The following is a 26,145-nucleotide window of genomic DNA, read 5'->3' as shown; positions in this document are numbered from 1 at the left end:
CAACACCAACTTTTTTACCTACACGACTGTTGATGAAAAAAGTTCCTGTTTCTGGTGCGCCATCAAAACCAGCCCATTGTTTGCGGTACAAGGCTCCCATAGAGACTGCATCTTTCGATCCAGCATACGCCGGATTCACCACACTCATATTGTACATATACTGCGTATACTGTGGGTTCTGTTGGGCGTGGACCTCAAGGCTACTAAGCAAACCCAGCACACCTAATGTTAAATATAGTTTCTTCATATACGGTTTAATTTTTTATAATAAAAACAACTGTGTGTTTACGCACACAGTTGTTTGTTTGTATTAATAATTCAGCTGTATCCAACCTGATTTACTTTCTCCATTGGCAATGATGAGATAAAAATAGGTTCCTGATGGCAATTTATTGCCCGATTTATCCTGTCCTCTCCATTCTTTTTCATACATCCCTTGGGAATAAACCTCGATTCCATTGCGGTTAAAAATTTGAATCTTAGAAATCCCATATCCCGTCAAATCAAAAGAATCATTTACTCCATCTCCATTTGGTGAAATTCCCTTTGGAATTGGGCATTCTTCGAAATCTATGGTAAAGCTACTTTCATCTACACAAAATGCACCATTTTCTCCTTTATTACTTGCAAAAATATAAATAGTTGTCGGTTCAAAAATAATCAAACCTGGAATTAATTCTTGTCCTTGTCCATTAGGCATCGTAAAATACTTGTTATACTCCGATAGTTCAGGTAGTTTAAATACCTTACAACTAAGCGTCATACTTTCAATTTTATCCGCCACTGGTTGATCTACAATTTCTAATTTAAATTCCGATTGACCATAACAAGCACCTTCTTCTTTATACACATAGATGGTGTGAATACCAATCTCCGAAAATACAGCGCCTCCTTCATATTTAGTTCCTTTTCCATATGGTTGCGTAAAATACGCTTCTCCTTCTGCTAATTTAGGAAGTAAATACGAACCACAAACACTTCGATTCTCTAAAATGGTCACTTCTAATGGTTCATCGACCCCTAAACTAAACGAAGAATATTGTGTACATCCCGTCAACTTATTCTTTAGTTTGATATAGATGGTTTTATTTGATCCCTTATACTTTATAATTTCATCTAATGGATTGATATCTAAGTCCCTATCACTAATCGATCCATAGAATTTAAGGATAAAACGCGTGGGATCCAGATCCCCAAAAATATCAGGATATGTATCTCTTAGTTTAAAGATATTCTCTTCCCCTGGTTTCCGTGTACAATCAATTAAATCATTCACTTTACCTAGCTTAAAATCTTCTTTTAAGAAGATAAATTCTTTGGTTATGATTGTTTCTTCATCTCCACAGATTTCATAGATTGCTTTTGCTGTATATTTTACCGTTTTATCTACTTCAATATGAATTTTTGCTTGATTAGAGAAAAACTCATCATCTTTTTCCCATAAGAATTCTGCTGTAGCCTCACCAGCTGGTTCAAAACGCCAAGCTTCATTCTGAGCTGTCCAACGTCCAACATTACGCCCTGGTGGTACATAAGCAATAGTTCCTGTACTATTTTGAATACCTAAAACTCCATTCCCTCCATTCCATGTACGTGCAGCAGGTCTATTTTTAACATATACTTCAATGATATTGGTTCCTTCATACAATACCACTTGTGTGGTTTGTGTAGATGTATCAATATCTTCACCTCCCTTATAACCATCACTATATAATCCTAAACGATAAATATTAAATACCAATGTTCTACATGGTGCTTTTCCCATAATTTGATAATTAATACTTCTTTCAGGAGGACTACCTGTAGTCCCAACTCTTGGATCTAAATCTTGCAATACACCAAATATAGCATCCACATAAGGAGGACTAGTCCCTCCTGGATCGTAAGGTATCGGATTAGTCGCATTCATTGAATAACCACTGCCACTACCTGCTGTATATCGTCCACCAGGTACAACATTTTTAATACTAAAGGTTATTGCCCCATTATCCGTAATTAACACATTATTGTACTTATTCCCGAAGAAACAGAAATCAAACCCTAAATTAATTACATCGGACCATTTATCATCCGTATTGATTTGTATCGCTCCTCCACCAGTAAAAGGAAATGGAGGTCTATAAGGAATTGGAACAATATTGTATTTTTCTGTTCGTTTAATATCTTCATATGAAGCGCCTAACGAAAAATTAAATGTTCCTTTTTCACAAATAATATATTCTCCTTTTTCATTTCTTGTCAAGCCCTCAATATCGCCAAACTCGATATCTGCTTCTACCTTAGCACAACCCGGTGGTGGAATAAAAGAAATAACAGCAGGACCTGTCCACTTTTTTATATTCGTTCCTTCACAAATAGGGCGAACATAGAAACGATAAAATCGATCCGTCATATTTGTTGGATCTGGATCTACAAATACATAACTAGGTTGATTAACAATAATTCCATTCGGTGTAGTATTCGGATTTGCAGGATCTTCTAATTCAAATATCATCACTTCCCATTGCGTTTCATTTCCATAGGAATCCCATGTTAACAAAGCGCTAACTGGTGATGATCCTTCTATCACTTCTGATTGAAGGTTTCGAACATTTGGACAATTTCCCTTTTCAATTTTAATATTATCAATCGCGGCTGGCGGTTGATCCCCGCTACTCGCATCTTGATTCCATTCAAAAATTAATCGCATAACTTGTCCTTGGAAACGGTTTAAATCAAAATCCGTTGCAACAAAACTGGTAAAGTTTCCTTGTTGATTAAACATAGTCCCAACTTGAATACGGTTATCATCTATTGATGCCGTAATTTGTTGGCCTGCAACTGGAAGATAAGAACCTGGAACGAGCCATACTTTAAAATAATCGCGCTTCGTTGTTGTACCTTCTCCCATACAACGCCAATCAAAACTAAAATTAGTCTCGGCTACTCCCATTGGAATAGCAATATCGCGATAAGCATGGGCCACCGTTCTTACATTTACATCATATGAATTGGTAACTCCTTCGTCTTTCGTTACATAAAGCGATTGAGTACCTCCATTCTGTACAGCTGTTCCAATCACCCATTTATTCACTGTTGGGCTACTAAAGTCCCAATCTAAATTACCTTCAAATTGCTCATCAAATGGAAATTCTGCGGGCACTTGCCCAGTATTAAGCACAAGAGGAACCCAGAAACTTCTGTTGCTATCATTACAAACCGTTCGAATCCAAACGTAATATATTGTTCTTGGTGTTAACCCTGTAATTGTATAGGGATTTCTTGTTGTAATCACAGATCCCGTCACTGTTTCAGCTGGCGGTGTATTGACCGTCGAATAATAAATCTCAAATCTATTTTGTCTAGATACTCTATTCCATTGCACAGTCGCTGTTGTACCGCGTGTTTCCACCACTCTAAAATTTGTCGGTGCTACACATGATTTTGCTTCTACTTTTAAATTATCAATGGCCGCTGGTGGCTGATTTCCACTACTAGCATCTTGTCTCCACTCAAACACCACACGCATATTTTGTCCCGCATAAGCTGTTGCATCAAACGTGTATTCTTCACTTTTAAAAGTCTCACGGTTATTAAACTGTGCTCCGCCTAAGCGAATTCTACCTGTTCCAACTGCAATTTGTGTTCCAATTGACGGAGTGTACGCTACTGGCACTACCCAAACTCTAAAATAATCCGAGATGGTCCCTTCTCCTACACAACGCCAATCAAAATTCACTTTTACTTCTTGTGTTCCTGTAGGAACGATAAAATCTTTATATACATGAGAAACTTGTGCTCCTGTTGGGTTATAGCTATTAGTTTCCCCATAATTTTCACTGATATACAAGGCTTTTGACCCACCATTATTCACGGCTTTTCCAACGAACCACTTATTTTTTGAATCATTTTTCTTAAACTCAAAATTAGTTGTTCGTTCAAAATCTTCACTATAAGGAAGGGCTACTGGTGTCATATTGGTTGCCAAAATTTTTGGTCCTTCCCAGACACTAACCTTACCGGGTTCACATATCGCACGCACCCAAACTAAATACTGTGTACCAGGATTTAAATCGGTAAACGTAAACGTTGGATCTGTCGTACGATAAGGGGTCCTCAATAAATTATTACTATGCGGCAGCGGAGTTCTTGCTCTATCTACAGGTAGATTAGGCGTATCCTCTAGATAAACTTCATAAGCTTCTGCATCAGAAGCCGCCCAACTAACGGTACCTGCTGTAGTTGTAATATCTGTAATTTGAATGGTATTGTTGACCACTTTTTTACAAAAAAATGCTTTGATATTGATGTTATCAATAGCTGCTGGAGGATCTTCCCCAAGGCTTGCATCTTGCTTCCATTCAAAAATAAGGCGCATTTGTTCTCCAGCAAAAGGAGCTACATGAACATAGAATCGTTCATTCAAGAACTCTTCATTTTCATAATACTGCGTTCTTCCCATTTGTACTCGCGTAGCGTTGGCTGTAATCTGTGAACGAACTGTCGGCAAATACGTGATAGGAACAAGCCATACTCTAAAGTAATCCTTTACATTCCCTTGGGCTACACAACGCCAATCAAACTTAATTTCTAAGTCTTCTGCATGTTCTGGAATTTGAACATTCATATAAGCATGAGAGACCTGTACCCCAACGTTATTATAGGTATTGGTTTGTCCACCATCTTTACTAATATACAGTCCTTTGGTTCCTGTGTTACGAGCCGCCGTACCAATATGCCATTTATTATTGGTGTCATTAACGTAGTAAAAAGCAGTTTCCCCTTCAAAATCTTCCGTAAATGGCAAGGTTACAATATCCTGTGGCGTAGTAAACGCTAGACCTGTAGAATACAACGAATTTTGATTATTAGCACATATAGCACGCACATACAAGGTATAATTGGTTTGCTGAACCAATCCTGTCACAACGAATGGTTGCGCACTCAAGTCTGTGATCGTTCCTGAAGCGGCTAAGCCCGTTGCTCCAGAACCTGCAGCACCACTGGTTCTAATTTCATAAGAAAAAGAACTTGTTGTTGTCTGCGATGTAATCGAAAAACGAACACTTCTTGCTTTCACAGTATCAAGAACCGCTTGAATACCATAACACGTAATTTCTGAACCAAACATCATCTTGATATTAGGTTTATTAGAAACAAAAGATAAATTACCCGATGCATCCGTATTATCCACTCGAGTAGTTAAATGTGTATTTGTACTTGTTGATGCTTTAATCTTTAATCCTTCTACCCCATCTATCCCTGCAGCACCAGCATTGGTTTCCACTAAAACCAATACATTTTTAGTTCTATCTGTATAACTAAAACTACGATCCAAATTAATGGTCTGATATCCTAATGCGGTAGTAGGCAAAAAACTACCATTGTAAACTAAGGTAGCACCTGTTGTTAATGTAGTCCAATTTGCAGCAACTAATGTATCTGCTTCAACTAATTTCAAGTAAATTTTCACAGGTCTACGATCGCCCATCTTACCGATATCCCATGCTAACTTATTGATAAAACCAGTCTGATTGATTTCAGTTCCGGTATACAAAGCTGCTGAACGCTGATAACCGTAATAATTAGATAAAGGATACTCTTGAGCAATGGTACCTGTGCCAATCGTAACTTCTTGCCCATGTATAAAGCATATACTGAGCAACAAGAAGAAAAGCACTGTAATTTTTTTCATGTGTATTCGTTTTAGGTTAGTTACTGTCAAATATATAATTTTTTTTATATTAATATTAACAAAAAGCAAATTAATATATGCATACAAATTTTCTTTTTTTATTTAAAAAATGTAGAATATTTCAATTACTTATTATTTTAAATGACTTTTCACGAATTACAACTTCCTAACAAGAAGCTAAAACAGGCTCTTTTATTAACATTTATTCGTCTTTACCTGTTACTAAAACGCTCTCTACCCCTTTGTTTATCCACAATTCCTTAGCTCTCCCCATAAACTCTTGTCCAACAAAACAATCAACCCATATTTTTTTACTAATTTTGTCTACCTAGACAGTATATATATGATTGAAAGAGAAGACATAAATTTTGAACGATCTGTTATTGTAGGGATTGTCAATAGAGATCAAGATGAAGCGAAGTTAAATGAGTACTTGGATGAGTTGGAGTTTTTAACCATTACGGCAGGTGGAGAAGTACACAAGCGTTTTAGTCAAAAATTAGATCAACCCAATGCAAAGACTTTTTTGGGGACAGGGAAAATGGAGGAGATTAAGCATTATATTGTCGAACACGATATTCACACAGTCATATTTGATGATGAACTTTCCCCAGCCCAGCAGAAAAATATTTCTAGATTACTCGATTGCAAGGTTTTAGACCGAACCAACCTCATTTTAGATATTTTTGCTCAACGCGCACAGACGTCTTATGCGCGAACGCAAGTAGAATTGGCTCAATTCCAATATTTACTGCCTCGCTTAGCTGGGATGTGGACCCACTTGGAAAGACAACGTGGAGGAATTGGAATGCGTGGTCCTGGAGAAACTGAAATTGAAACAGATAGACGTATTGTACGCGATAGAATTACCCTCTTACGTGAGAAATTAAAGGTAATTGACAAGCAGATGGCTTCTCAACGAAGTAACCGCGGAGCTATGGTTCGCGTTGCACTTGTTGGGTACACCAACGTGGGTAAATCAACACTCATGAATGCCATTGGAAAAAGTGAAGTTTTTGTAGAAAATAAACTATTCGCTACGCTAGATACGACCGTTCGCAAAATTGTGATTGGCAATTTGCCTTTCCTCTTGTCGGATACGGTTGGATTTATTCGCAAACTTCCAACGCAATTAGTTGAGTCGTTTAAAAGTACCTTAGATGAAGTTAGAGAAGCGGATTTACTTTTGCATGTGGTAGATATTTCACACCATGACTTTGAAGATCACATTGCTTCTGTCAACGAAATTCTAAAAGACATCAAAAGCGACGACAAACCGACGATTATGATCTTCAATAAAATCGATGCCTACCATCCAGAGGTGATTGCTGAAGATGATTTAATCACGGAACGCACCTCCCGTCACTACTCAATCGAAGAGTGGAAGAAAACGTGGATGAATAAAGTAGGTCCCGAGAACGCCATCTTTATCTCCGCAACAAATAAGGAAAACTTTGAAGAATTTAGAAAAACAGTGTATGAAGCCGTTCGACAAATTCACATCACTCGATTTCCTTACAACAATTTCTTGTACCCCGATTTTGATCATTTAATTGAAAATGAAGAAGATAAAAATTAACTTTTATTTTAGAAGGAACCTAAACTAAAAAGTACTACTTTTATTCTTCCGTTAATCAAACGCCAATTCGTTATGCTTATATCAATCTTAACTACTACTAATTTCTCTTCAAATTTGAATTGCAACTGCTCTTCGAAGGGGAATTTCTATGGATTGAGAATAGGCTAATATTTATATTATTTATTCAACGTTTCAAGGCTCCTCATTCGAGGGGCCTTTTTTTATTTATAAACTTTTTAAACCCCAAATTCTTATGCGTAAAGACGAAATTTTACAGACTGAAAAATCTATTGCCTTACTTAAACACACCTTTGCAACTAAACTAAGCGAAGCGCTAAATTTGTTTCCTATTTCATCTCCGATGTTGGTGAATGAAGGAACAGGAATTAATGACGATTTGAATGGCGTAGAAAAAGCGGTGTCTTTTCCTGTCAAATTTTTGTCTACCCATGCGGTGATTGTACACTCTTTAGCCAAGTGGAAGCGCATTCGCCTACAAGAATTGGAATTACCTGTATACGAGGGGATTCTAACCGATATGCGTGCTATACGCGCGGATGAAGAGTATAGCCCGATTCACTCTATTTACGTGGATCAATGGGATTGGGAATTGAGAATTGCACCTCACAACCGCTGTTTAAGCTATTTAAAGATGATTGTGCGCCATATCTACCAAGCGATAAGGGGTACAGAGGCGGTGGCTTGGCAAATGCTCCACATCGAACCTATTTTGCCTTCCACACTTTCGTTTATTCATGCAGAACAACTCTTGCAACTCTATCCTACTTTATCGTCAAAAGAGAGAGAACAAGCCATAACCAAAACGTATGGGGCAGTCTTTATTATCGGTATAGGAGACCTGCTTTCGAATGGGAAGCCCCACGATGGTCGAGCCTCAGACTACGATGATTGGAGTACCCCAACCGAAGAAGGATACCGCGGACTCAATGGTGACTTGTTAGTTTGGCATCCCATATTGGAACAGGCTATTGAACTAAGTTCGATGGGTATACGCGTGGATAAAACGGCTCTAGAACATCAATTAATGCTCACTCAAAGCAGCAGTCGAGCGAATTTATTTTACCATCAATTGGTGCTACAAGACCAAGTTCCCTTGACCATCGGTGGTGGCATTGGCCAATCGCGTTTGTGCCTGTTTTTACTGCGCAAAAAACACATTGGCGAAGTACAAGTAAGCCTTTGGCCCGATGCTGTTCGAGCGCAAGCCGCGCAGCAACAGATTCACTTATTGTAACAAAAAAAGCTCGTGCCTTTGGCACGAGCTTTTCATTAGTATACATTCTACGATTAAAACGTGTAATTTACACCTAAACCAATCATTTCACGTAATTGGAACCCTTGGTATGCTTTATCATCATAAATCGCTTGGAAAGTCAAGTTTGTAGATAAATACTTATTTACTTTCAAAACAACATTCAATTGATAATCCATAATTATATTTTCTGGCTTCTCTAAGTAGTTAGAATACAAGTTTAAGATATTCTCAATAGAAACATTTTCCATTGGATTAAACTTGTAGTACCCGTTGATAGCCATCCCCAGTTGATACTCCATCGTCTTACCTTGTTCAACCCCAAAAGCATCCCCAAATTCAGTAAAATGCTTATGAACCATAATAAAACGCGAAGTCGCAGGTGCAAAGTTTACTTTCAAATTATCACTGTCTTTCCACAATAAACCAGGTCCAATTTGTAAATAAGCAGGTGACATAAAGTGTGTATTCTTATTTCCATCTTCATCCCAACCAGAATCCATCTGCGTTTTGAAGTTCATAAATAAAGAGTAATACCACTTGTTCGTCATTTGTTTACCTAGTAAAGAGGTAAATTCTAAACGGTCATCCGTTTTCTTTTCTTTTTCTCCTTTTAACTTCGTTAAACCATAACTTACTTGAAACTTATTGTCCCAAGTCCAGTCGTCTTTCTTGTAGTTTAAATCGTAATTTAAATTGACATTTCCAGCAAGGTTATTGTCCCCCCCGGCTTGCCAATTGGAAAAACTCGATTGATTTGCGATAAGAGCAAAATTCCCTTTTGAAGTCCAGCTTTTTGGAACTTCCGTTTCTTCAGTCTCCTGAGCTTGTGCAGAATACAACATAAACACAGCAGCAATGCTAAGCAAAAATTTTCTCATAATACTGTTATTTTAACACGAAAATAACAATAAAGCGTGAAAAACCCAAAAAAAAATTACTTTTTTGCTAAACGTTTGTAAACAGGTACCGCAGAGCAAGCTTCACCAAACATCACCGATCGAGCCGTATTCATCATCAATTGTGTGGCTAAAACATAGGCTTCTTCTGGAATTTCCTTCTTAGAGCAACCTTTGATAATCACAGGTAGATCCTGGTACTCGCTGTAATCTATAGCAAATAACAACTCTTGATAAATTGATTTTTCTAAGTGATCTTTATCTCCAAGAAATATGCGTTTGGCAACGGGTTGTAAATAACTCGTTAAAAGCATATAGGCCCAACCAGGTAAAATAGCATCTGTGGAACAATATAAACCAACATAAGCGCCTTGATACACGCTCCAATCCACTTCTTTTAAAGCAGCTCTAAAGTCTTTCTCTCGCAAGACAAGACCTTCGAATAACCACTGCGTAATATCGACTTCCATTCTCGGATTTGTTGGATATAAATCCTCCAAATCAAAGATTTTCAATGCACTATTGGCAACTTTATTTACAATTTCTCCTTCCATACTTATAGCAATCCTAGCTCTAATTGTGCTTCTTCACTCATTAAGTCCTTCGACCAAGGTGGATCAAAAGTCAATTCAATTTCCACGTTGTTCACGTTGTCAATTGATTTTACTTTTTCCTCCACTTCCATCGGCAACGTTTCTGCCACGGGACAGTTTGGAGACGTTAGCGTCATCAAGATTTTGACGTCTTGGGTTTCGTTTACAAATACATCGTAAATCAACCCTAGTTCATAAATATCTACAGGAATTTCTGGATCGTAAATGGTCTTTAATATTCTTACGATATTTTCTCCTAATTGTTGTACATCTATTTCTTCCATACTAAAAACTGTTTCTTTTGAATTAAAATTATTGGGCTTGAAAAGCCAAAGCATACATGCGAATTTGCTTAATCATAGAGACTAAACCATTGGCACGTGTGGGGGATAAATGTTCTTTCAGACCAATTTCATCGATAAAAGATAAATCCGCTTCCACGATATCCACTGGATTTTGATTGGAAAAAACACGAATTAAAATGGCGATGATTCCCTTAGTTAAAATAGCATCACTATTGGCTGTAAACACCACATTTCCGTCCACACTTTCCGCGTGTAACCATACTTGAGATTGGCAACCTTTGATTAGATTTTCCTCTACTTGATACTTTTTCTCAATGATAGGGAGTGATTTTCCCAATTCGATGATGTATTCATAGCGTTGCATCCAATCCTCAAACATGGAGAATTCATCCTTTATTTCTTCTTGTGCTTCTCTTATAGTCATATTTTATCTATTTCTATGTTAAATTAGGAAAGCATTTGTTGCGCTTTTTTCACGGCTTCCACTAAAATATCGATTTCTTCTTTGGTGTTGTAAAAACTAAAGGACGCACGTATGGTTCCCAGAATGCCAAAGAAATCCATTATCGGCTGCGTGCAGTGATGTCCAGTACGAACCGCCACTCCTAATTTATCAACAATTACCCCAACATCATACGGATGCAAGCCTTCAATATTAAATGAAATGACCGACGTTTTATTGGCTGCTGTTCCTACAATGCGCAAACCTTCAATCTCTAATAAACGCTTCGTTCCGTAGGTTAACAATTCATGTTCATAGGCTTGAATATTGTCAAATCCAAGTTGATTAAGATAATCCAAGGCGTATCCCAATACAATTCCTCCAGCAATATTTGGAGTTCCCGCTTCAAATTTATGAGGCAAACACGCATAAGTTGTTTTCTCAAATGTAACAGTCTTAATCATCTCGCCCCCACCTTGATAAGGTGGTAATTTATTCAACCAAGCTTCTTTACCATACAATACCCCTGTTCCAGTAGGACCGCATATTTTATGTCCAGAGAAAACATAGAAATCACAATCTAAATCTTGTACATCTGGTTTAATATGAGGTGTTGCTTGTGCTCCATCAATTAAAACTGCAGCACCAACCGCATGGGCTTTCTCAATCATTTCCTTAATGGGATTGATGGTTCCTAAAGCATTGGAAATATGCGAAACCGCCACTACTTTGGTGTTCTTTGTTAACAGATTATCGTAGGCCTCCATGATCAACTCCCCTTTTTCATTCATGGGAATTACTTTCAGCGTTGCTCCTGAACGCTCACAAGCGAATTGCCAAGGCACAATGTTTGAATGATGCTCTAAAGCAGAAATAAGCACTTCATCCCCTGCTTTTAGCAAAGCACCAAAACCACTGGCCACTAAATTAATTCCAAACGTTGTACCAGGAGTAAAGATAATTTCTTTATCTTCTTTTGCATGGATGTGATGCTGTACTTTTTTTCTCGATTCTTCATACGCATCCGTAGCCAATTGACTTAGCGTATGCACTCCGCGGTGGATATTGGCGTTAATCGTTTCGTAATAGGTTTTGATTGCCTCTTCCACCACTTTGGGCTTTTGAGCTGTTGCAGCATTATCAAAATATACTAAGGGCTTTCCGTTTACCTGTTGTTTCAGGATCGGAAAATCTTCTCTAACTGCTTTTATATCTAACATAACCTGTCTTTTTAATCAAAATTATAGACAAAGATAGTGAATCCCATTGGTTTGTAACAAACAATCTATTCGCAACACAATGGACTATTTCTTACCAAATAGGTGTATTATTTACTAAAAGTCACTATACCTTTTACTTCTAAAAGCTGAAAATTAAAAACTATACGACTAAATACTTTAAATACCAAACTGAACTATTTTACTTTATTTTAAGAATCTCTCTTGAACTACTAACATCTACACCATAGTTGTCAATTCGTTTCTATTCACTCCAAAAAAGAAGGGACGATTTTAAAAAACCATCCCTTCTTTTCTATGTGCTAAAGCGATTACTTCTTATCCCCTTTTTTTATTTTTTCCAATACACGTTTTACGCGTTTCTCACTATCTGGATGGCTAGAAGACATTTTAGCGCCTAATGACTTATCTGCTCCATACTCTTTTTCCATATCCGCAAATTTTTGGAAGCCATCAGCCAAAGCTTGTGGATTTTTTCCGTTCGCGACTAAGAATTTATACGAGTAATCATCTGAATCTGTTTCTTGTTTTCGAGAGAACGAAGCACCCATAAATTTTTCAGCCATTCCGCCTAAATTCGAATTCATGATGTCAGCAGCCGTTCCTTTAGTAGATCCTACAAACTTAACAGCTCCTTCTGCTAAGAGAATTTGTCGATATGCATTCAAGGTATGTTCTAACTTCACATGACCGATCTCATGTCCAATAATGGCTAATAGCTCATCATCTGTCATGATATCCATCAAAGAAGAAAACACGCGAATACTTCCATCCGCGCAAGCAAATGCGTTGATATCTGTTACATAATACACCTTGTAGTTTAAGTTTAGTCCGTCGTAGTTTTTGTACGGCCCAAAAATGCGATCTAGACGTTCTGCATACTCCCGCATGTCTTTTTGCTTCGAATCTAAGGAACAAACTTGATTGTTTTCATCCATCCATTGAATCGCTTCCTTCGCTGATTGTTGAATTTCAGCATCCGATACGGTAAACGCAGACGCCGCTGTAGTCAAGGCGTCGATTTTTTTTCCACTCAATTTACCCAATTGAGCTTGCGCTGTTGTCATTACTAAAACGGCAACAACTGTAGTAAATAAAACTTTTTTCATCGTATTTTTTTAACGTACAAAGATACGAGTAATAAAGAAGAAGAGCTAGTTGAAAAAGAACTAAAAACCAAACCAACTTCCCCCTCATAAAATGCTGTTATAACACTTTAAAAAACAAATATTCAACGCTGTCCTTCTTGCTGTGTATTTTTAACATTTTTTGCCCCTATCCCTCACAATACCTATTATTTAAAATTACTCTTAATATGTTTTGATTGCGCTGAAAAAGTCCTATTTTTGCCTCTATTCAGATTTAATTAAAATAAGAATCCGTATGAAAAGAACTGCCCTTTTAGTCCTACTCGCATTATCCGTTGTTGCGTGTAAGAACAGCAAAGAAGAAAAAGCTGTTGAGACAACTAATACAGAAGTAGCTACTTCAAATGAGCGTATTGTTTCCTTAAGTGGAGCCATTACAGAAACGTTGGTTGATTTAGATCAACGAAACAATATCGTAGGAATCGATATTACAAGTACCTATCCAGCGGATATGAATACAACAGCGACACAACTAGAGCACGTAAATAAAATCAATATTGAGGCTTTAATGGCGTTAAAACCAACCCTTGTGTACATCGCCAAAAAAGATTTAAACGACAATTTGAAAAAACAATTGGAAGATGCCAACATTAAATTAGTTGTGATTGATCAAGATTTTTCTATTGCAGGAACAAAAGCGTTAATCAAAGACGTGGCAACTTCATTAAATCTTACAGACTATGAAGGATTAGTGGCTAAAATTGACCAAGATCAAGCGCAGTTAAAGACTTTGGAAAACAAACCCAAAGTTCTTTTCATCTATGCTAGAGGGGCGGCAAATTTATTTGTAGCGGGAGACAAGACTCCGATGCAAAATATTATTGAACTAGCTGGTGGACAAAATGCAGTAACGGGATTCGACGATTTTAAACCTTTAACTCCTGAGGCTTTACTAAACAGCAATCCAGATTATATTTTAATGTTTGACACAGGCTTACAAAGCATGGGCGGTGTAGAGGGGGTATTAAAAATCGAAGGTTTAGACCGTACCAACGCTGGGAAAAACAAGAAAATAATCGCCATGGACGGTTTATTGTTAACTGGGTTTACGCCTCGCGTAGGAACAGCCGTTACACAACTAAACCAACACTTATCAGAATAGGAAAATAGCATGCAAAAAAGACTCTCTTTTTATATAGGCACCTTGAGTATTGTATTATTGGGTATGGCAACCGTGTCTATTTTTTTAGGAGTTTACAACTTTGAGGATAGTAGTTTAAACACCATAATTAACTTGCTTTTTCATCCAGAAAAGGTAAACCCGAGTGATCAATATGTCATTACACATGTGCGATTACCTCGTATTATTATGGCTATTTTAGCGGGTGGTGGTTTGGCTTTATCGGGTACTGCCTTGCAAGGGATGTTCAAAAATCCCTTGGCATCGCCAGATTTGATTGGAATCACCTCTGGATCAGTACTCTTTGCTTCTATCACCATTGTTCTAGGCGCTTTTATCAAACCGTTTATCCCTGAAGTGCTCCACTATTCGCTTTTGAGCATCATGAGCTTTATTGGAGCCATTCTAACGATGAGTTTCGTCTATAAGATGTCCACCGTGAACGGCAAAACAAACATTAGCATTCTCTTGCTTTCGGGTGTGGCCATCACCGCCCTATCTGGATCTATTACAGGATTGTTGACTTTTGTGTCTAATGATGAAGAGTTGAGAAACTTAACATTCTGGACCCTAGGAAGTTTGGCTGGTGCAACTTGGACCAAAATAGCTATTTTAGCTGTTGTAATAGGGATATCTTTAATTTATTTGCTTAATTTAGGCAAAGCGTTAAATGCCATGATGTTAGGTGAACGAGATGCAAATCATTTAGGAATCACAGTAGAGCGCATTAAAAAGAGAATTATCTTATTTTCCGCGTTAATGGTTGGAACTATTGTTGCTTTTACAGGAACCATTGGTTTTGTAGGCTTAGTAGTACCGTATATTTTGCGCTTAATTTTTAAGTCAAATTACTACTTTATCTTACCATTATCCATCTTCGCTGGCGGGATTTTACTTCTACTGGCCGATGGGGTAAGTCGAACACTCGTTCCACCAACAGAAGTGCCCATTGGAATTTTAACAGCAATTATGGGAGCTCCTGTTTTCATTGCTATTTTAATTAAATTCAAAAAATCAATGTAATATGATTGAAGCACTTAAAGTTAGTTTTAAAGCAAAAGATACCTTTCTGATCAACAATATCGATTTTAGTTGTCAGAATGGAGAATTTATTGCCGTATTGGGACCTAATGGTGCAGGTAAATCAACCTTTTTGAGTTTACTTGCCGATGAGTTACACCAACCTGGGAATCGCATCCTTTTAAAGGAATGTGAATACCCAAAGTGGTGCAAAAAAACCTTACCCAAACACAAAGCTAAGTTCTCTCAATCATTCAATACCGATATTCCCTTGCAAGTGGAAGATGTAGTGATGATGGGACGCTATCCCTATTTTGAACATACCCCTTCGGAGGAGGACAAAAAAGCCATCCAACACAGCATGGAGTGCATTGATGTTTGTCCGCTTCAGCATAGGGAATACAATCACTTATCAGGAGGAGAAAAACAACGGGTGCACCTAGCGCGTGTGCTCTCTCAACTCAACAATTCGATTGAAAATAAGTTGTTGTTTTTGGATGAACCTTTGAATAATTTAGATGTTTTACATCAACATAAAATCCTTGATTTAATCAAAGAATTTACACGACAAGGCAATACTGCTATTGTGGTAATTCACGATTTGAATATTGCAGCGCAATATGCGGATCGCATCCTTTTACTGAACAAAGGAGAAAAAGTACTGTACGACACGCCGGAAAAAGTGTTGACCCAAGAAACGATTTCTCAGGTTTACAAATTTCCGTGTGTGGTGACAAAAAATCCAGTTAATAACGCTCCATTAATCATCTTTGGAGTATAAACACATTAAAAAATGAACACTGAAATAGTAGCATTAAAAGAACGTTGGGCCAAATTAAAAGAAGAAAATCCTCGTTTGCGCATCCGCAATGCCGCGGCTGAACTCAATGCAAGTGAAATGGAATTACTAGCCACTACCTTAGGAGAAACAGCAACTTTATTACGTCCAGAAATGGTCGCTATTTTAAGCGAAATTGAATCATTAGGCAAAGTAATGGCTCTGACACGCAACGATGAATGTGTACACGAGAGAAAAGGCGTTTATAGTAATCCTGATTTTTCAAATCCTCATGCGGGTTTATTTGTAAACCCTGATATTGATTTACGCATCTTCTTGTCACATTGGAAATTCGTTTTCGCTGTAGTAGAAGAAACGGGAAATATTGTACGCAAAAGCTTGCAATTCTTTGGAAAAGATGGAGAGGCCATTCACAAAATCTACTTAACTTCAATTAGTAATGCAGAAGCCTTTGACGCCTTAGTTGCGAAATACAAAGCGGATGTTCAGGAATTTAACGCCCAAACAGAGCCTTATCTTCAAAATTTAGATGAGCGTTTAGATGAAGAAGTGGACGTAGAAGGGTTCAGACAAGAATGGGAGAGCTTGAAAGACACCCATAATTTCTTCAGCCTGTTAAAAAAATATAATGTAACAAGAACACAAGCCTTGCGCTTAGCACCGAGTGAGTTCTATGCTAAAAAAATATCTAAAGAGGCTATTATCACGTTATTAGAGCAAGCTTCAGCGGAAAAAACACCCATCATGGTATTTGTAGGTAATCGTGGAAATATTCAGATTCACACGGGAGAAGTAAACAAAACCATGTGGCACCAAAATTGGTACAATGTTTTAGATCCTGATTTTAACATGCACTTAGACATGGATAAAGTAGCACAAACTTGGGTAGTGCGTAAACCAACCGAAGATGGCATTGTTACAGCAGTAGAAGTATTCAATGAAATGGGTGAAATTATCGTTCAATTCTTTGGAAAAAGAAAACCTGGAATTCCTGAATTAGAAACATGGAGATCCATTGTGGCCCAATTAAACTAGGTCAAAAATAGAACAAATAACGTGCAATTATTCCAATGGAATAGTTGCACGTTTTCATTTCAATCCCCGTTACTTTTTCTCCCTCCACCGACAAAAAAAATTGTTTTTCGCATTAAATAATCCAAATAAAAACAAGCAATAAACGTCTAAATACAACCCAAACAAGGCAGAAGTCAAGGCAGAATCAGGGGTATAAAAGTTATTAACAATATTTGATAACTTAATCTAAAATAAAGTTGACATCATAGCTTCTAAATAGTAACTTAGCACTGTTCACTTTTTATTTCACGCTCTGTTGTAAGCGTATAAAGCTAAGTGAGTTAAGCAAAAACCAAGTGACATTTTTGACTGAAACGTCCAGTGTATACTGCCTTTGCAAAAACTACGTCTGTTATTAATTTAAAAATATATTGCTATGTCTATTTTTGATAAAAGAGTTAACTATAAACCATTCGAATACCCAGGTATCTACCAATTCACAGAAGCGATTAACAAATCCTTTTGGGTGCATAGTGAAGTAGATTTCACAGCAGATACACAAGACTTCCATTCTCACTTATCTAAAGAAGAGCAATTGGCAATCAAACACAGCTTGTTGGCTATTGCACAAATCGAAGTAGCGGTAAAAACGTTTTGGGGAAATTTATTTCTTCACTTCCCAAAACCAGAATTTAATGGTTTAGGTGCTACTTTTGCTGAATGCGAATTTAGACATTCCGAAGCGTATTCTCGCTTACTGGATGTACTAGGTTACAACGATGAGTTTGAAGCCTTATTAACAATTCCCGTAATCAAAGAACGCGTAGAATATTTGTCTTCTGTTTTAGAGAATTCAAATAACAGTACTGATCGCAAAAAATACGTGGTATCCCTTATCTTGTTTTCATTGTTAATTGAAAACGTATCTTTGTTCAGTCAATTTGCTATCATCTTATCGTTTACACGCTTCAAAGGATTGATGAAAAACGTGAGTAATATCATTGCTTGGACGTCAGTAGATGAACAAATTCACGCGAACGCTGGAATCTATATCATCAACATCATTCGCGAAGAATATCCAGATTTCTTTGATGAAGAATTAATTAACCATGTCAATGACGTTGTTCGTACATCCATTGATATTGAAGCAAAAATCTTGGATTGGATTTTTGAAACTGGTGCGATTGAAACAGTAAGTAAGCACGACTTGTTGAACTTCATGAAATTTAGAGTGGATGAGAGTATGTTGAAAATTGGTTTGAAAAAAGTGTACAATATCACCCAAGAACAATACAAACCGATGGCTTGGTTTGAGGAAGAGGTATTCGCTAATAGTTTAGACGATTTCTTTGCCAAAAGACCGGTAGATTATACAAAACACGATAAGAGTATAACCGCTGAAGATTTATTCTAATAACCCCTTATAATTGCACAAAAATACTATGAACAATTTCGCATTACCACTAGAAGTAAAAGAGAACGATAACCTACAGGAAAAGCTGTGGTGGAAAAACTCCGAAAGTGAGCAGATCCTAAACAGGGGTTATTTGTTGAAAGGAGAAACGGTTGAAGGAGCTATTGACCGTATCACTACGGCAGCTGCAAAGCGCTTATTTAAACCAGAATTGAAAGAGTCTTTTCAAGAAATGATTGAACGTGGGTGGATGAGTTTAAGTTCACCAATTTGGGCAAACATGGGAACAGAACGCGGCTTGCCAATTTCTTGTTTCAACGTAAATATTCCGGATAGCATTGAAGGGATTACGCACAAATTAGGGGAAGTGATTATGCAAACTAAAATTGGTGGAGGTACTTCAGGTTATTTTGGAGGCTTACGCGAAAGAGGTAGTGCAGTTACAGATAATGGTAAAAGTAGTGGTGCAGTAAGTTTCATGAAACTGTTTGACACGGCTATGGATACGATTTCACAAGGGGGGGTAAGACGCGGTGCATTTGCGGCTTATTTGGATATTGATCACCCAGATTGTGATGAATTCTTAAACATTAAAAATATCGGAAATCCAATTCAAAACTTATTCTACGGGGTAAGTATTCCAGACTATTGGATGAAAGAAATGATTGACGGAGATAAAGAAAAAAGACAATTATGGGCTAAAGTGCTAGAAAGCAGACAGCAAAAAGGAATGCCATACTTGTTCTTCTCTGACAACGTGAACAGCAATAAGCCACAAGTATACAAGGATTTAAACATGCGTATCAACGCAAGTAACCTTTGTTCAGAAATTATGCTACCTTCTTCGGATGATGAGTCATTCATCTGTTGTTTATCTTCCATGAACTTGGAATTATACGATGAGTGGAAAGATACAGAAGCAGTTAAATTAGCGATTTTCTTTTTGGATGCTGTTTTACAGGAATTCATTGAAAAAACAGAAGGAAATTACTACTTAGCATCGGCAAATCGCTTCGCGAAAAGACACAGAGCTTTAGGATTAGGTGTTTTAGGATGGCATTCATTCTTACAAAAGAATATGATTCCTTTTGAAGGATTAGAAGCAAAAATGTTGACAAACAAAATTTTTGAAGACATCAGCGCAAAAGCAGATAAAGCATCTCAAGAATTAGCGCGTATTTACGGTGAGCCTGAAATCTTAAAAGGATATGGTAGAAGAAATACGACAACAATGGCGATTGCACCAACAACGTCTTCTTCTGCGATTTTAGGGCAGACATCACCTGGAATTGAGCCTTTCAGCAGTAACTACTACAAAGCAGGGTTATCGAAAGGAAACTTCATGCGTAAAAACAAATACCTAACGGCTTTATTAGAGTCAAAAGGCATGGATAACGAAGAAACGTGGAGAAACATCATGCTTTCTGGTGGTAGTGTTCAACAGCTAGAAGGATTGACAGAAGAGGAAAAAGCGGTATTCAAAACGTTCAAGGAAATCAGCCAATTGGAAATTATCCAACAAGCAGCAATCAGACAAAAATACGTGGATCAAGCACAGAGTTTGAACCTGAATATTCCGTCTTCCCTTCCGATTAAAGATGTAAACCGCTTGATGATTGAAGCATGGGAATTAGGAGTTAAAACGCTATACTACCAAAGAAGTCAAAGTGTTTCTAAAGAAATGGTGACCAACTTGGTAAACTGTAGCAGTTGTGAATCTTAATCCACACATACAATAACAAAAAAGCCTCAAAAGGAATACTCTTGAGGCTTTTTTGTTTCATAGCCTACTTTGTGTTCCCAGCGAGGCCTTTACCCCAGCGAAAAACGCATTATAAGCCTCGTATTTCCATTTTTTTACTGCTTTCTACAAACAGGCTATCATTGAATTTTGTGGCTTATTTTTAGCTTATTCACCCTTCCGCTGAAAAAGTAAGCAAATACCTCAGCGATTTACTTTTGTTAAATTCTTGAATTTTCAGTACATGACTTAAAGTTAAATTGATACTTGGTATCAATCCTATTCACTATACTTTAGTTCTATACATACTCAATTTTCTGATTCAATTACTTCAAATCTAATTTCAATTAAATCATTAATTGTTTGGAGAATTTCCCGAACATTGCTTGCTCTTTTTTCTTTATCGTCATTTTTTCCATGAGCAAACGAGGCAGTTACTAAAATAGGATAATTCTGCTATGCCTCTTCTTGCCACCAATCCTCCTCTTCTACATAATTTTCAAGAATAGAAAGTGTTTCCGCTATAGGACCAAATCTATATCCCAATGTTCCTCTTGACAAAGTCTTCAATTGAATCTCTAACTTACTTGAAGTTATTTCACTCAAATCTACTTTGTCTTGTTTCGAAAAGCCAAAGGTTAAATAATATGATTTTACCATCTTAGTTAATAACTTTTTATTGTATAACTTTTAGTCATACTAGAATCTATAGCAGCTTCTACGCTCTCAAATACTGTAAAATTAACGTCTAGACCTGTCTCTCAATCGTAGGTCTGCCCTTGATAAGGATAGTTACAAAATCCCGCATCGCCAACGATCATACGCACAATTCCAAAAACTGTCCAATGCGTTTAGTTAGAAACACAAACCATTCTTCCTCAATCTTTTAAATACGTAGAACATCGTTGAAATACTAAAGTAGACAAAACAAACTCTACGTACCAATCTACTCCTTTGAATTGAATATTTAACTGGTCATCTTGAACAAAAATATTTTGTTCATAACGTACACTTTCCTTGTTATTTTGCCAATTACTAATAGTTGCTTTGTGAATTACTGTTCCCAAAAATTCAATCGCCACTATATTGTAATCCTTTTCCCATTCACCCCATTTTTCTACTCGGATTGCAGGTTCTGTTTCTTCATGTAAAACCATCGTTACCCTGTCTTGTGTTAAGACAAAACTTCCTAAAGAGAAATGAACCAAACCATCTGGGTATATCTTATTCAAAAATGTACCATTATCAACTATATCAAGTATATTCATTATTAAAACTATTTATCAAAAGGATAATGCTCTTTTGTGTTCTTAACTTTTCCTGTACGTGTATTGGCAATAGGTCTAACATTAAAATGCGGTCCTTGATTACCGATTCCATCAGGATATTGATGTCCTGCAGCATGATTTTGTATTACAATATGTTCAAGTCTATTATTAATATAATAATATTCTTTAGTCATAATAGGCTGCTTATTCATATCTAATATATGTCCTCCCCATTTATCAGACATTGGGACTTTATCAACTTTATATGGCTGCTCACTCATTACTATACTCGCATCTCTTTTTGCCTCTCTAAATGCTTTTCGTTTAGAAGTACCATAACTATTACCAGCTAACCCCAGCACATCCAACCATCCAGTAGGATCGGCAACATATCCATACAAAGTTGGATTTCCACCAGCTAGGCCAATAGGATCCTGGCTGATGTAATTACCTACACTCGGGTCGTAGTATCGAAAGCGATTATAAGCTAGACCGGTCTCACGATCATAAGTCTGTCCTTGATAAAGGTAGTTACAAAATCCCGCATCGCCAACGGTCATGCGTGCATTTCCAAAACTATCCAGCTCGCGTTCCCATACTTTATCTCCTTGATCCGTATACGCGCGAATTGGCGTTCCTAAATGATCGGTAACCAAACTGTATCGCTTGTTTCCTTTGAGCTTGGCTATCGGAATAAAGCTATCTTCTTCAAACACCCAAGTAATAAGATCCTCTGCTGTTGTTGCTCCTGCGTCAAAGGTTTTATATTCATGTAAAACGACATCCCCTTGCCACACATAATGGGTAGTGGTGCTCTTATAGTGCTTACTTACGCGTCTGCCCAAAGCATCATACGCAAAGTCTACCGTATCTCCATTTGGGCGAAACACGCGACTAAGCATACCCGTGGCATTCCACTGGTAGGTCCACTTCTGTCCTGTGCTCTTTTCCTCTTTTGCAACAAGATATCCCTCTTTATCATAGTAAAATCGCGTAGTTTGAGTCTCTTCCAAGCGGTTTTTCTTGTAGGTTCTATCCTTGCAATTCCACCGTTGATAGAGGTTTCCACTCGCATCTACCCCTCGTTCTTCTTGTTCGTTTCCTCCATAATTAACTCCCTGTAGAAATCCTCTCTTATCGCGCTGATAAAACGTATGATGTTGTCCTTGATCCGTTATTTGACGGAGTAATCCGCCTGTCTCCCATACATAATTTCGATAGAATTGAGGTAAAACGCGATTTACGTCTTGTTGCTTGTTCACCCGTTGGCTTTGCAATTGTCCCAAAGCATCATATTCCCACACTTGTTGCACCCCTCCTTCATAATCTCTCAAACACTCCAGACCAAAAGGGTCATACTGTCGTTTAACTGTCCAATCGTTCCATTGGCTCTCTACTATATTATTCCAGGCATCAAACTGATAAGAAAAATGTGCACCTAAACTACTCGTTATACCTGTGCGACGCCCCTGTTCATCATAGATACTTTGCACTTCTTGTCCATTAAAGCTCTCCTTTACTACTTGACCGAGAAGATTGTACTGTAAACCTAGTACACCACTGGGATTTATTGCTTGGCGCAACAATCCTTTTTCATAGGTATAGGTTTCTTTCATTTCATCATGATATTCCACTTGAATTATCCGTCTCATTTCATCATACTCATATTGGGTCCATCGTTGATTAGGGCGCTCAACCCTAGTAATCCATCCCGCAGCATTGCGTTTGTATTTCCTTTCTACACCATCAAAGCCCTTTTCACGAACCAACTGACCTACTGCATCCAAGTCAAAGTCATAGCGTTCTCCTTCTTCGTTGATAATGCGTTTCAATCGTTCATTCGAATCATAGCTATAGCGAATCACCTGGCCATCTTCTTTTCTGCTCATTAAAGAATGAATACCCCTATAGCGCAAGGAAATACTTCGATGGTCATCGTCATATTGTATGACTCGATCTAACGCATCATAGTTAAAGCGTATTACATTTCCATCAAAATCGTTAATTACAAGAGGACGACCTAGGTCATCCAAGACTCTTCGTTGTTGAATTCCATTGGCATTGGTACAATGTGTACAGCGGCTCCATTCGTCATACTGATATTGCGTTCGCTGACCCGTCGTACTGATAATTTCTGTTATATTCTGGTATTTGTCATACTTCAATTGGGTAGAAACGCCTAATCCATTAGTAATTGCAATTCGCTGTCCCCTTGTATTGTAGGTCACTTGGGTTTTCGCCCCTAAGGGATTGCGCATTTCTCGCATACGTCCGGCTTGGTTGTACTTGTAGATCCATTTTCCCCCACGAGAATCAATAATCTCTGTGGGTAAATACGGAAAATCTCCATCGAGATACTTTAGTTGTATAAATTGTCCATCGGGGTGAATGATTTGGACTGCATTGCCCCAATCATCGCGAATAATGCTCTGCGTGTGCCCTAAAGGATCTACACTTCGTTCTAACTCTCCATATTGGTTGTGGTAGTTCTTCCAGCTTGCTCCTTTGGCATCAACCGTTTCGTAGACCACATGATTTTGATGCTTGTACGTCGTGCTATTCCCTTCTCCATCAATCACTAGGGTCTCGCCTTTATAATACGTTAGCTTAAAGTGATGTATTCCTCCCTCTCCCCAGGTTTCAATACACTTTGCTCCCGTTTTTTTGCCATCATACTTAAAGAACCAAGGATGTCCATTACGTCCTATTTCTTTTACTAGCAAGTGGTGTTCATACTTCATCCGTATGGGTTGACGCACTTCGTCATAATGCGCAATTAAATCTCCTTCCTCACTATAGACATATTCGGCTATACACAACTTAGTTCTATCTTTGACTGGTGCATCCGTCCATACCTGAGTCATTCGTCCTTTTGCATCACTTTTAATGGAATACTCCCGTTCTACGGAGTCGTAAATAGTTGTCAGGATGCCATCAACATTATAGGTAAAGCGAATTGAAAAATCATCTTGATTAGAGATTGCTGCTAATAGATGAGCTCCTTGTTTATTAGAATAGGCAGACGTGGTAAACCTATAGCATTCTTCTTGTTGATTTTTGAGATAGTAACTGCCTTTTTCATCATAGCACAGCCATACCTTTTCAGAACGATGGTAGCGCGAAGTTGGACTAGTTGAGGTTGGAATACGATCAAAGTTAATTAATCGACCATCTCCTATTCGCACTTGCACTCTACGTGTAGTTACATCAATAAACAAAGCCATATCGTAACGATGGTGCCATCCATGTCCCAAAGGTCCATCATAGTTGCTATCACTGTACCACACGCGTTCGAAAGACAAGGGAATCACCCCTGTAAAGGTAAAATCCGTACTTTCAGTAAATAAATCCCCTCCAGCGACATCCACAGGATGACCGACATAGGTCTTTAATTTTTTATCTATTTTGTTATAGAGTCCTTGGGTATGCTTATGGTTAAAAAGCTTCTCATTTACCTTATTTAAGGCTCTAGAGGTATGACTGCAGGGCTTTGCGTTCTCTTCCCGTCTACTAATCTGTTTGGCTCGTTTTACTTTGAGCTTGTTCAATCCTGCACGAAATAACATTTTAGGTGCTGCAAGCGGGTTGATTGGTGATGGAATGGGATTTGTTAAGACCATTCGGGTCAAAGGAATAGGGATAATCATCCCTGTAGGGACATATAATTTAGCTTTTACTCCACTTTCAGGATCGGAAACAGGACCTGCATCATGAATAGAGGTCATTCCTACATCCGAACATACATTTTGTAGATGAGCAAAGGCTCCCACTAACGGCGATCCATCTGCTACAACTAGCATACTTCCTAGCCACGCATGTCCTGTATTTTTGGTAAGGGTATTCTCAGCCACTGGGTGAAATCCTCCTCCAATAGGAATATGCTCTAAACAGCGAATACTCGTTCCAGCAACGGTACGAGGCAAAGCAATTCCCACTTTCACTGAGGCACCTAATTGTCCGATAAACATCCGAGCAATACTCGTCGCAAACGCAGCAGATTCATTAATCAAACCTGCATTTTCTTCTGATAGGTTCTCCTGTTCAACTTGTTGTTCAATAGTATCTTCAAATCCTTTACTCACAGCTACACTTACCGTCATAGCAGCTAGAGCGAGAAAATCCTTGGGGCGCAAGGAAAATCCCATAAAGGGATGCGGCACAGGTATTGGTGCTGTTGATGGAGGAACCATAATCATATGGATGTCCATTAGGTTAATAACTGGATCCAATTGCTTACACACCGGCAAACAGCCAATACCCTTAGCAAAATTGACCGTTCTCAACAAAGGTAACATCACTGCATCGCTGATTTTTGCAGGAAAACTAGTCACTTTTGAAAACGCGGTCAGCCCACCTTCCGCAAGATTGAGAACCACAGCCGTAGCTTTTTGTTCTCGAGTTAAGTGTTCGTCGGCTGTGATACGATGTTGTCTGTTCCACCAGCCCCAAAATACACTCTTGTACTCTTCATACTTGGCATCAAAAGTTTCTTCGTAATAGGTAGATCCCTTATAAGAACTATGTTCTATCTGCTGTGCTGTATGGGCTTTTCGATCTTTGACATTTTCTTCTATCATAATGATGATAATTAAGGTAATAACAAGACTTATAACTCTCT

19 protein-coding genes are annotated in these 26,145 nt (G+C 37.9%); 8 read left to right on the top strand and 11 right to left on the bottom strand.

Features of this window, described 5'->3' with window-relative positions; genetic code table 11:
* On the bottom strand, positions 1-247 hold a 247-nt coding region (locus ACLJX0_RS06220), incomplete at its 3' end, for a type IX secretion system membrane protein PorP/SprF (RefSeq protein WP_410879238.1).
* A gap of 63 nt (positions 248-310) precedes the next feature.
* Complete coding sequence (locus tag ACLJX0_RS06215) at positions 311-5,674, bottom strand: gliding motility-associated C-terminal domain-containing protein (RefSeq protein WP_410879237.1); 5,364 nt, start codon at positions 5,672-5,674, stop codon at positions 311-313.
* 343 nt (positions 5,675-6,017) lie between these two features.
* Between ACLJX0_RS06215 and hflX the strand changes: the two genes are divergently transcribed.
* Positions 6,018-7,253, top strand: a complete 1,236-nt coding sequence (gene hflX, locus ACLJX0_RS06210; RefSeq protein ID WP_410879236.1) for a GTPase HflX — start codon at positions 6,018-6,020, stop codon at positions 7,251-7,253.
* A 253-nt stretch (positions 7,254-7,506) separates the two neighbouring features.
* The gene (gene asnA, locus ACLJX0_RS06205; protein WP_410879235.1) at positions 7,507-8,508 is read left to right on the top strand and encodes an aspartate--ammonia ligase; all 1,002 of its coding nucleotides are present in this window, start codon (positions 7,507-7,509) and stop codon (positions 8,506-8,508) included.
* Between the two features lie 53 nt (positions 8,509-8,561).
* On the opposite strand, the gene ACLJX0_RS06200 is transcribed toward asnA, so the two are convergent.
* The 6 genes from ACLJX0_RS06200 to ACLJX0_RS06175 all read right to left on the bottom strand — a co-directional run bounded on the left by ACLJX0_RS06200 (position 8,562) and on the right by ACLJX0_RS06175 (position 13,112).
* Positions 8,562-9,407: a DUF3078 domain-containing protein gene (locus tag ACLJX0_RS06200; protein ID WP_410879234.1), complete on the bottom strand. Its 846-nt coding sequence runs from the start codon at positions 9,405-9,407 to the stop codon at positions 8,562-8,564.
* 56 nt (positions 9,408-9,463) lie between these two features.
* A complete protein-coding gene (locus ACLJX0_RS06195; RefSeq protein WP_410879232.1) occupies positions 9,464-9,979 on the bottom strand; it encodes a DUF2480 family protein in 516 nt (171 codons plus the stop codon).
* Positions 9,980-9,981: 2 nt separating this feature from the next.
* Entirely contained in the window at positions 9,982-10,302 is a 321-nt protein-coding gene (locus ACLJX0_RS06190) for an iron-sulfur cluster assembly protein (protein ID WP_410879230.1), read from the bottom strand.
* 28 nt (positions 10,303-10,330) lie between these two features.
* Positions 10,331-10,747 (bottom strand): SufE family protein, encoded by a 417-nt coding sequence (locus ACLJX0_RS06185; protein ID WP_410879229.1) that lies wholly within the window; start codon positions 10,745-10,747, stop codon positions 10,331-10,333.
* 23 nt (positions 10,748-10,770) lie between these two features.
* The gene (locus ACLJX0_RS06180; protein WP_410879227.1) at positions 10,771-11,985 is read right to left on the bottom strand and encodes an aminotransferase class V-fold PLP-dependent enzyme; all 1,215 of its coding nucleotides are present in this window, start codon (positions 11,983-11,985) and stop codon (positions 10,771-10,773) included.
* Between the two features lie 329 nt (positions 11,986-12,314).
* Positions 12,315-13,112 (bottom strand): M48 family metallopeptidase, encoded by a 798-nt coding sequence (locus tag ACLJX0_RS06175; RefSeq protein ID WP_410879226.1) that lies wholly within the window; start codon positions 13,110-13,112, stop codon positions 12,315-12,317.
* 274 nt (positions 13,113-13,386) lie between these two features.
* On the opposite strand from ACLJX0_RS06175, the gene ACLJX0_RS06170 reads away from it, so the two are divergent.
* From ACLJX0_RS06170 to ACLJX0_RS06145, 6 genes are all read left to right on the top strand, one after another.
* Positions 13,387-14,253, top strand: coding sequence for a hemin ABC transporter substrate-binding protein (locus ACLJX0_RS06170; protein ID WP_410879224.1), 867 nt, complete (start codon positions 13,387-13,389; stop codon positions 14,251-14,253).
* A 9-nt stretch (positions 14,254-14,262) separates the two neighbouring features.
* Positions 14,263-15,294, top strand: coding sequence for a FecCD family ABC transporter permease (locus ACLJX0_RS06165; protein ID WP_410879222.1), 1,032 nt, complete (start codon positions 14,263-14,265; stop codon positions 15,292-15,294).
* A gap of 1 nt (position 15,295) precedes the next feature.
* Positions 15,296-16,072, top strand: coding sequence for a heme ABC transporter ATP-binding protein (locus ACLJX0_RS06160; protein ID WP_410879221.1), 777 nt, complete (start codon positions 15,296-15,298; stop codon positions 16,070-16,072).
* A 12-nt stretch (positions 16,073-16,084) separates the two neighbouring features.
* Positions 16,085-17,125, top strand: a complete 1,041-nt coding sequence (locus tag ACLJX0_RS06155; protein WP_410879220.1) for a hemin-degrading factor — start codon at positions 16,085-16,087, stop codon at positions 17,123-17,125.
* A 415-nt stretch (positions 17,126-17,540) separates the two neighbouring features.
* Positions 17,541-18,518: a ribonucleotide-diphosphate reductase subunit beta gene (locus tag ACLJX0_RS06150; RefSeq protein ID WP_410879219.1), complete on the top strand. Its 978-nt coding sequence runs from the start codon at positions 17,541-17,543 to the stop codon at positions 18,516-18,518.
* A 28-nt stretch (positions 18,519-18,546) separates the two neighbouring features.
* Positions 18,547-20,241: a ribonucleoside-diphosphate reductase subunit alpha gene (locus ACLJX0_RS06145; protein WP_410879217.1), complete on the top strand. Its 1,695-nt coding sequence runs from the start codon at positions 18,547-18,549 to the stop codon at positions 20,239-20,241.
* A 474-nt stretch (positions 20,242-20,715) separates the two neighbouring features.
* On the opposite strand, the gene ACLJX0_RS06140 is transcribed toward ACLJX0_RS06145, so the two are convergent.
* The 3 genes from ACLJX0_RS06140 to ACLJX0_RS06130 form a co-directional block, all read right to left on the bottom strand.
* Positions 20,716-20,919 carry a hypothetical protein gene (locus ACLJX0_RS06140; protein ID WP_410879216.1) on the bottom strand — a complete coding sequence of 68 codons (204 nt, stop codon included), beginning with the start codon at positions 20,917-20,919 and terminating at the stop codon, positions 20,716-20,718.
* Between the two features lie 218 nt (positions 20,920-21,137).
* Positions 21,138-21,527: a hypothetical protein gene (locus tag ACLJX0_RS06135; protein ID WP_410879215.1), complete on the bottom strand. Its 390-nt coding sequence runs from the start codon at positions 21,525-21,527 to the stop codon at positions 21,138-21,140.
* 8 nt (positions 21,528-21,535) lie between these two features.
* Positions 21,536-26,104: an HNH/endonuclease VII fold putative polymorphic toxin gene (locus ACLJX0_RS06130; RefSeq protein ID WP_410879214.1), complete on the bottom strand. Its 4,569-nt coding sequence runs from the start codon at positions 26,102-26,104 to the stop codon at positions 21,536-21,538.
* Positions 26,105-26,145 lie beyond the last annotated feature (41 nt).

The sequence above is a fragment of the Myroides sp. DW712 genome (assembly GCF_046557355.1).
In the GTDB taxonomy this organism is placed as follows: Bacteria; Bacteroidota; Bacteroidia; order Flavobacteriales; family Flavobacteriaceae; genus Flavobacterium.
Note: the sequence above shows the minus strand (reverse complement) of the source record. Positions and strands in the feature narration are given on the sequence as shown.

What these genes read in the sequence shown, in the direction of transcription:
- ACLJX0_RS06215 (WP_410879237.1), bottom strand. Translation starts at nt 5,674, where the DNA reads ATGAAAAAAATTACAGTGCTTTTCTTCTTGTTGCTCAGTATATGCTTT.
- hflX (WP_410879236.1), top strand. Translation starts at nt 6,018, where the DNA reads ATGATTGAAAGAGAAGACATAAATTTTGAACGATCTGTTATTGTAGGG.
- asnA (WP_410879235.1), top strand. Translation starts at nt 7,507, where the DNA reads ATGCGTAAAGACGAAATTTTACAGACTGAAAAATCTATTGCCTTACTT.
- ACLJX0_RS06200 (WP_410879234.1), bottom strand. Translation starts at nt 9,407, where the DNA reads ATGAGAAAATTTTTGCTTAGCATTGCTGCTGTGTTTATGTTGTATTCT.
- ACLJX0_RS06195 (WP_410879232.1), bottom strand. Translation starts at nt 9,979, where the DNA reads ATGGAAGGAGAAATTGTAAATAAAGTTGCCAATAGTGCATTGAAAATC.
- ACLJX0_RS06190 (WP_410879230.1), bottom strand. Translation starts at nt 10,302, where the DNA reads ATGGAAGAAATAGATGTACAACAATTAGGAGAAAATATCGTAAGAATA.
- ACLJX0_RS06185 (WP_410879229.1), bottom strand. Translation starts at nt 10,747, where the DNA reads ATGACTATAAGAGAAGCACAAGAAGAAATAAAGGATGAATTCTCCATG.
- ACLJX0_RS06180 (WP_410879227.1), bottom strand. Translation starts at nt 11,985, where the DNA reads ATGTTAGATATAAAAGCAGTTAGAGAAGATTTTCCGATCCTGAAACAA.
- ACLJX0_RS06175 (WP_410879226.1), bottom strand. Translation starts at nt 13,112, where the DNA reads ATGAAAAAAGTTTTATTTACTACAGTTGTTGCCGTTTTAGTAATGACA.
- ACLJX0_RS06170 (WP_410879224.1), top strand. Translation starts at nt 13,387, where the DNA reads ATGAAAAGAACTGCCCTTTTAGTCCTACTCGCATTATCCGTTGTTGCG.
- ACLJX0_RS06165 (WP_410879222.1), top strand. Translation starts at nt 14,263, where the DNA reads ATGCAAAAAAGACTCTCTTTTTATATAGGCACCTTGAGTATTGTATTA.
- ACLJX0_RS06160 (WP_410879221.1), top strand. Translation starts at nt 15,296, where the DNA reads ATGATTGAAGCACTTAAAGTTAGTTTTAAAGCAAAAGATACCTTTCTG.
- ACLJX0_RS06155 (WP_410879220.1), top strand. Translation starts at nt 16,085, where the DNA reads ATGAACACTGAAATAGTAGCATTAAAAGAACGTTGGGCCAAATTAAAA.
- ACLJX0_RS06150 (WP_410879219.1), top strand. Translation starts at nt 17,541, where the DNA reads ATGTCTATTTTTGATAAAAGAGTTAACTATAAACCATTCGAATACCCA.
- ACLJX0_RS06145 (WP_410879217.1), top strand. Translation starts at nt 18,547, where the DNA reads ATGAACAATTTCGCATTACCACTAGAAGTAAAAGAGAACGATAACCTA.
- ACLJX0_RS06140 (WP_410879216.1), bottom strand. Translation starts at nt 20,919, where the DNA reads ATGGTAAAATCATATTATTTAACCTTTGGCTTTTCGAAACAAGACAAA.
- ACLJX0_RS06135 (WP_410879215.1), bottom strand. Translation starts at nt 21,527, where the DNA reads ATGAATATACTTGATATAGTTGATAATGGTACATTTTTGAATAAGATA.
- ACLJX0_RS06130 (WP_410879214.1), bottom strand. Translation starts at nt 26,104, where the DNA reads ATGATAGAAGAAAATGTCAAAGATCGAAAAGCCCATACAGCACAGCAG.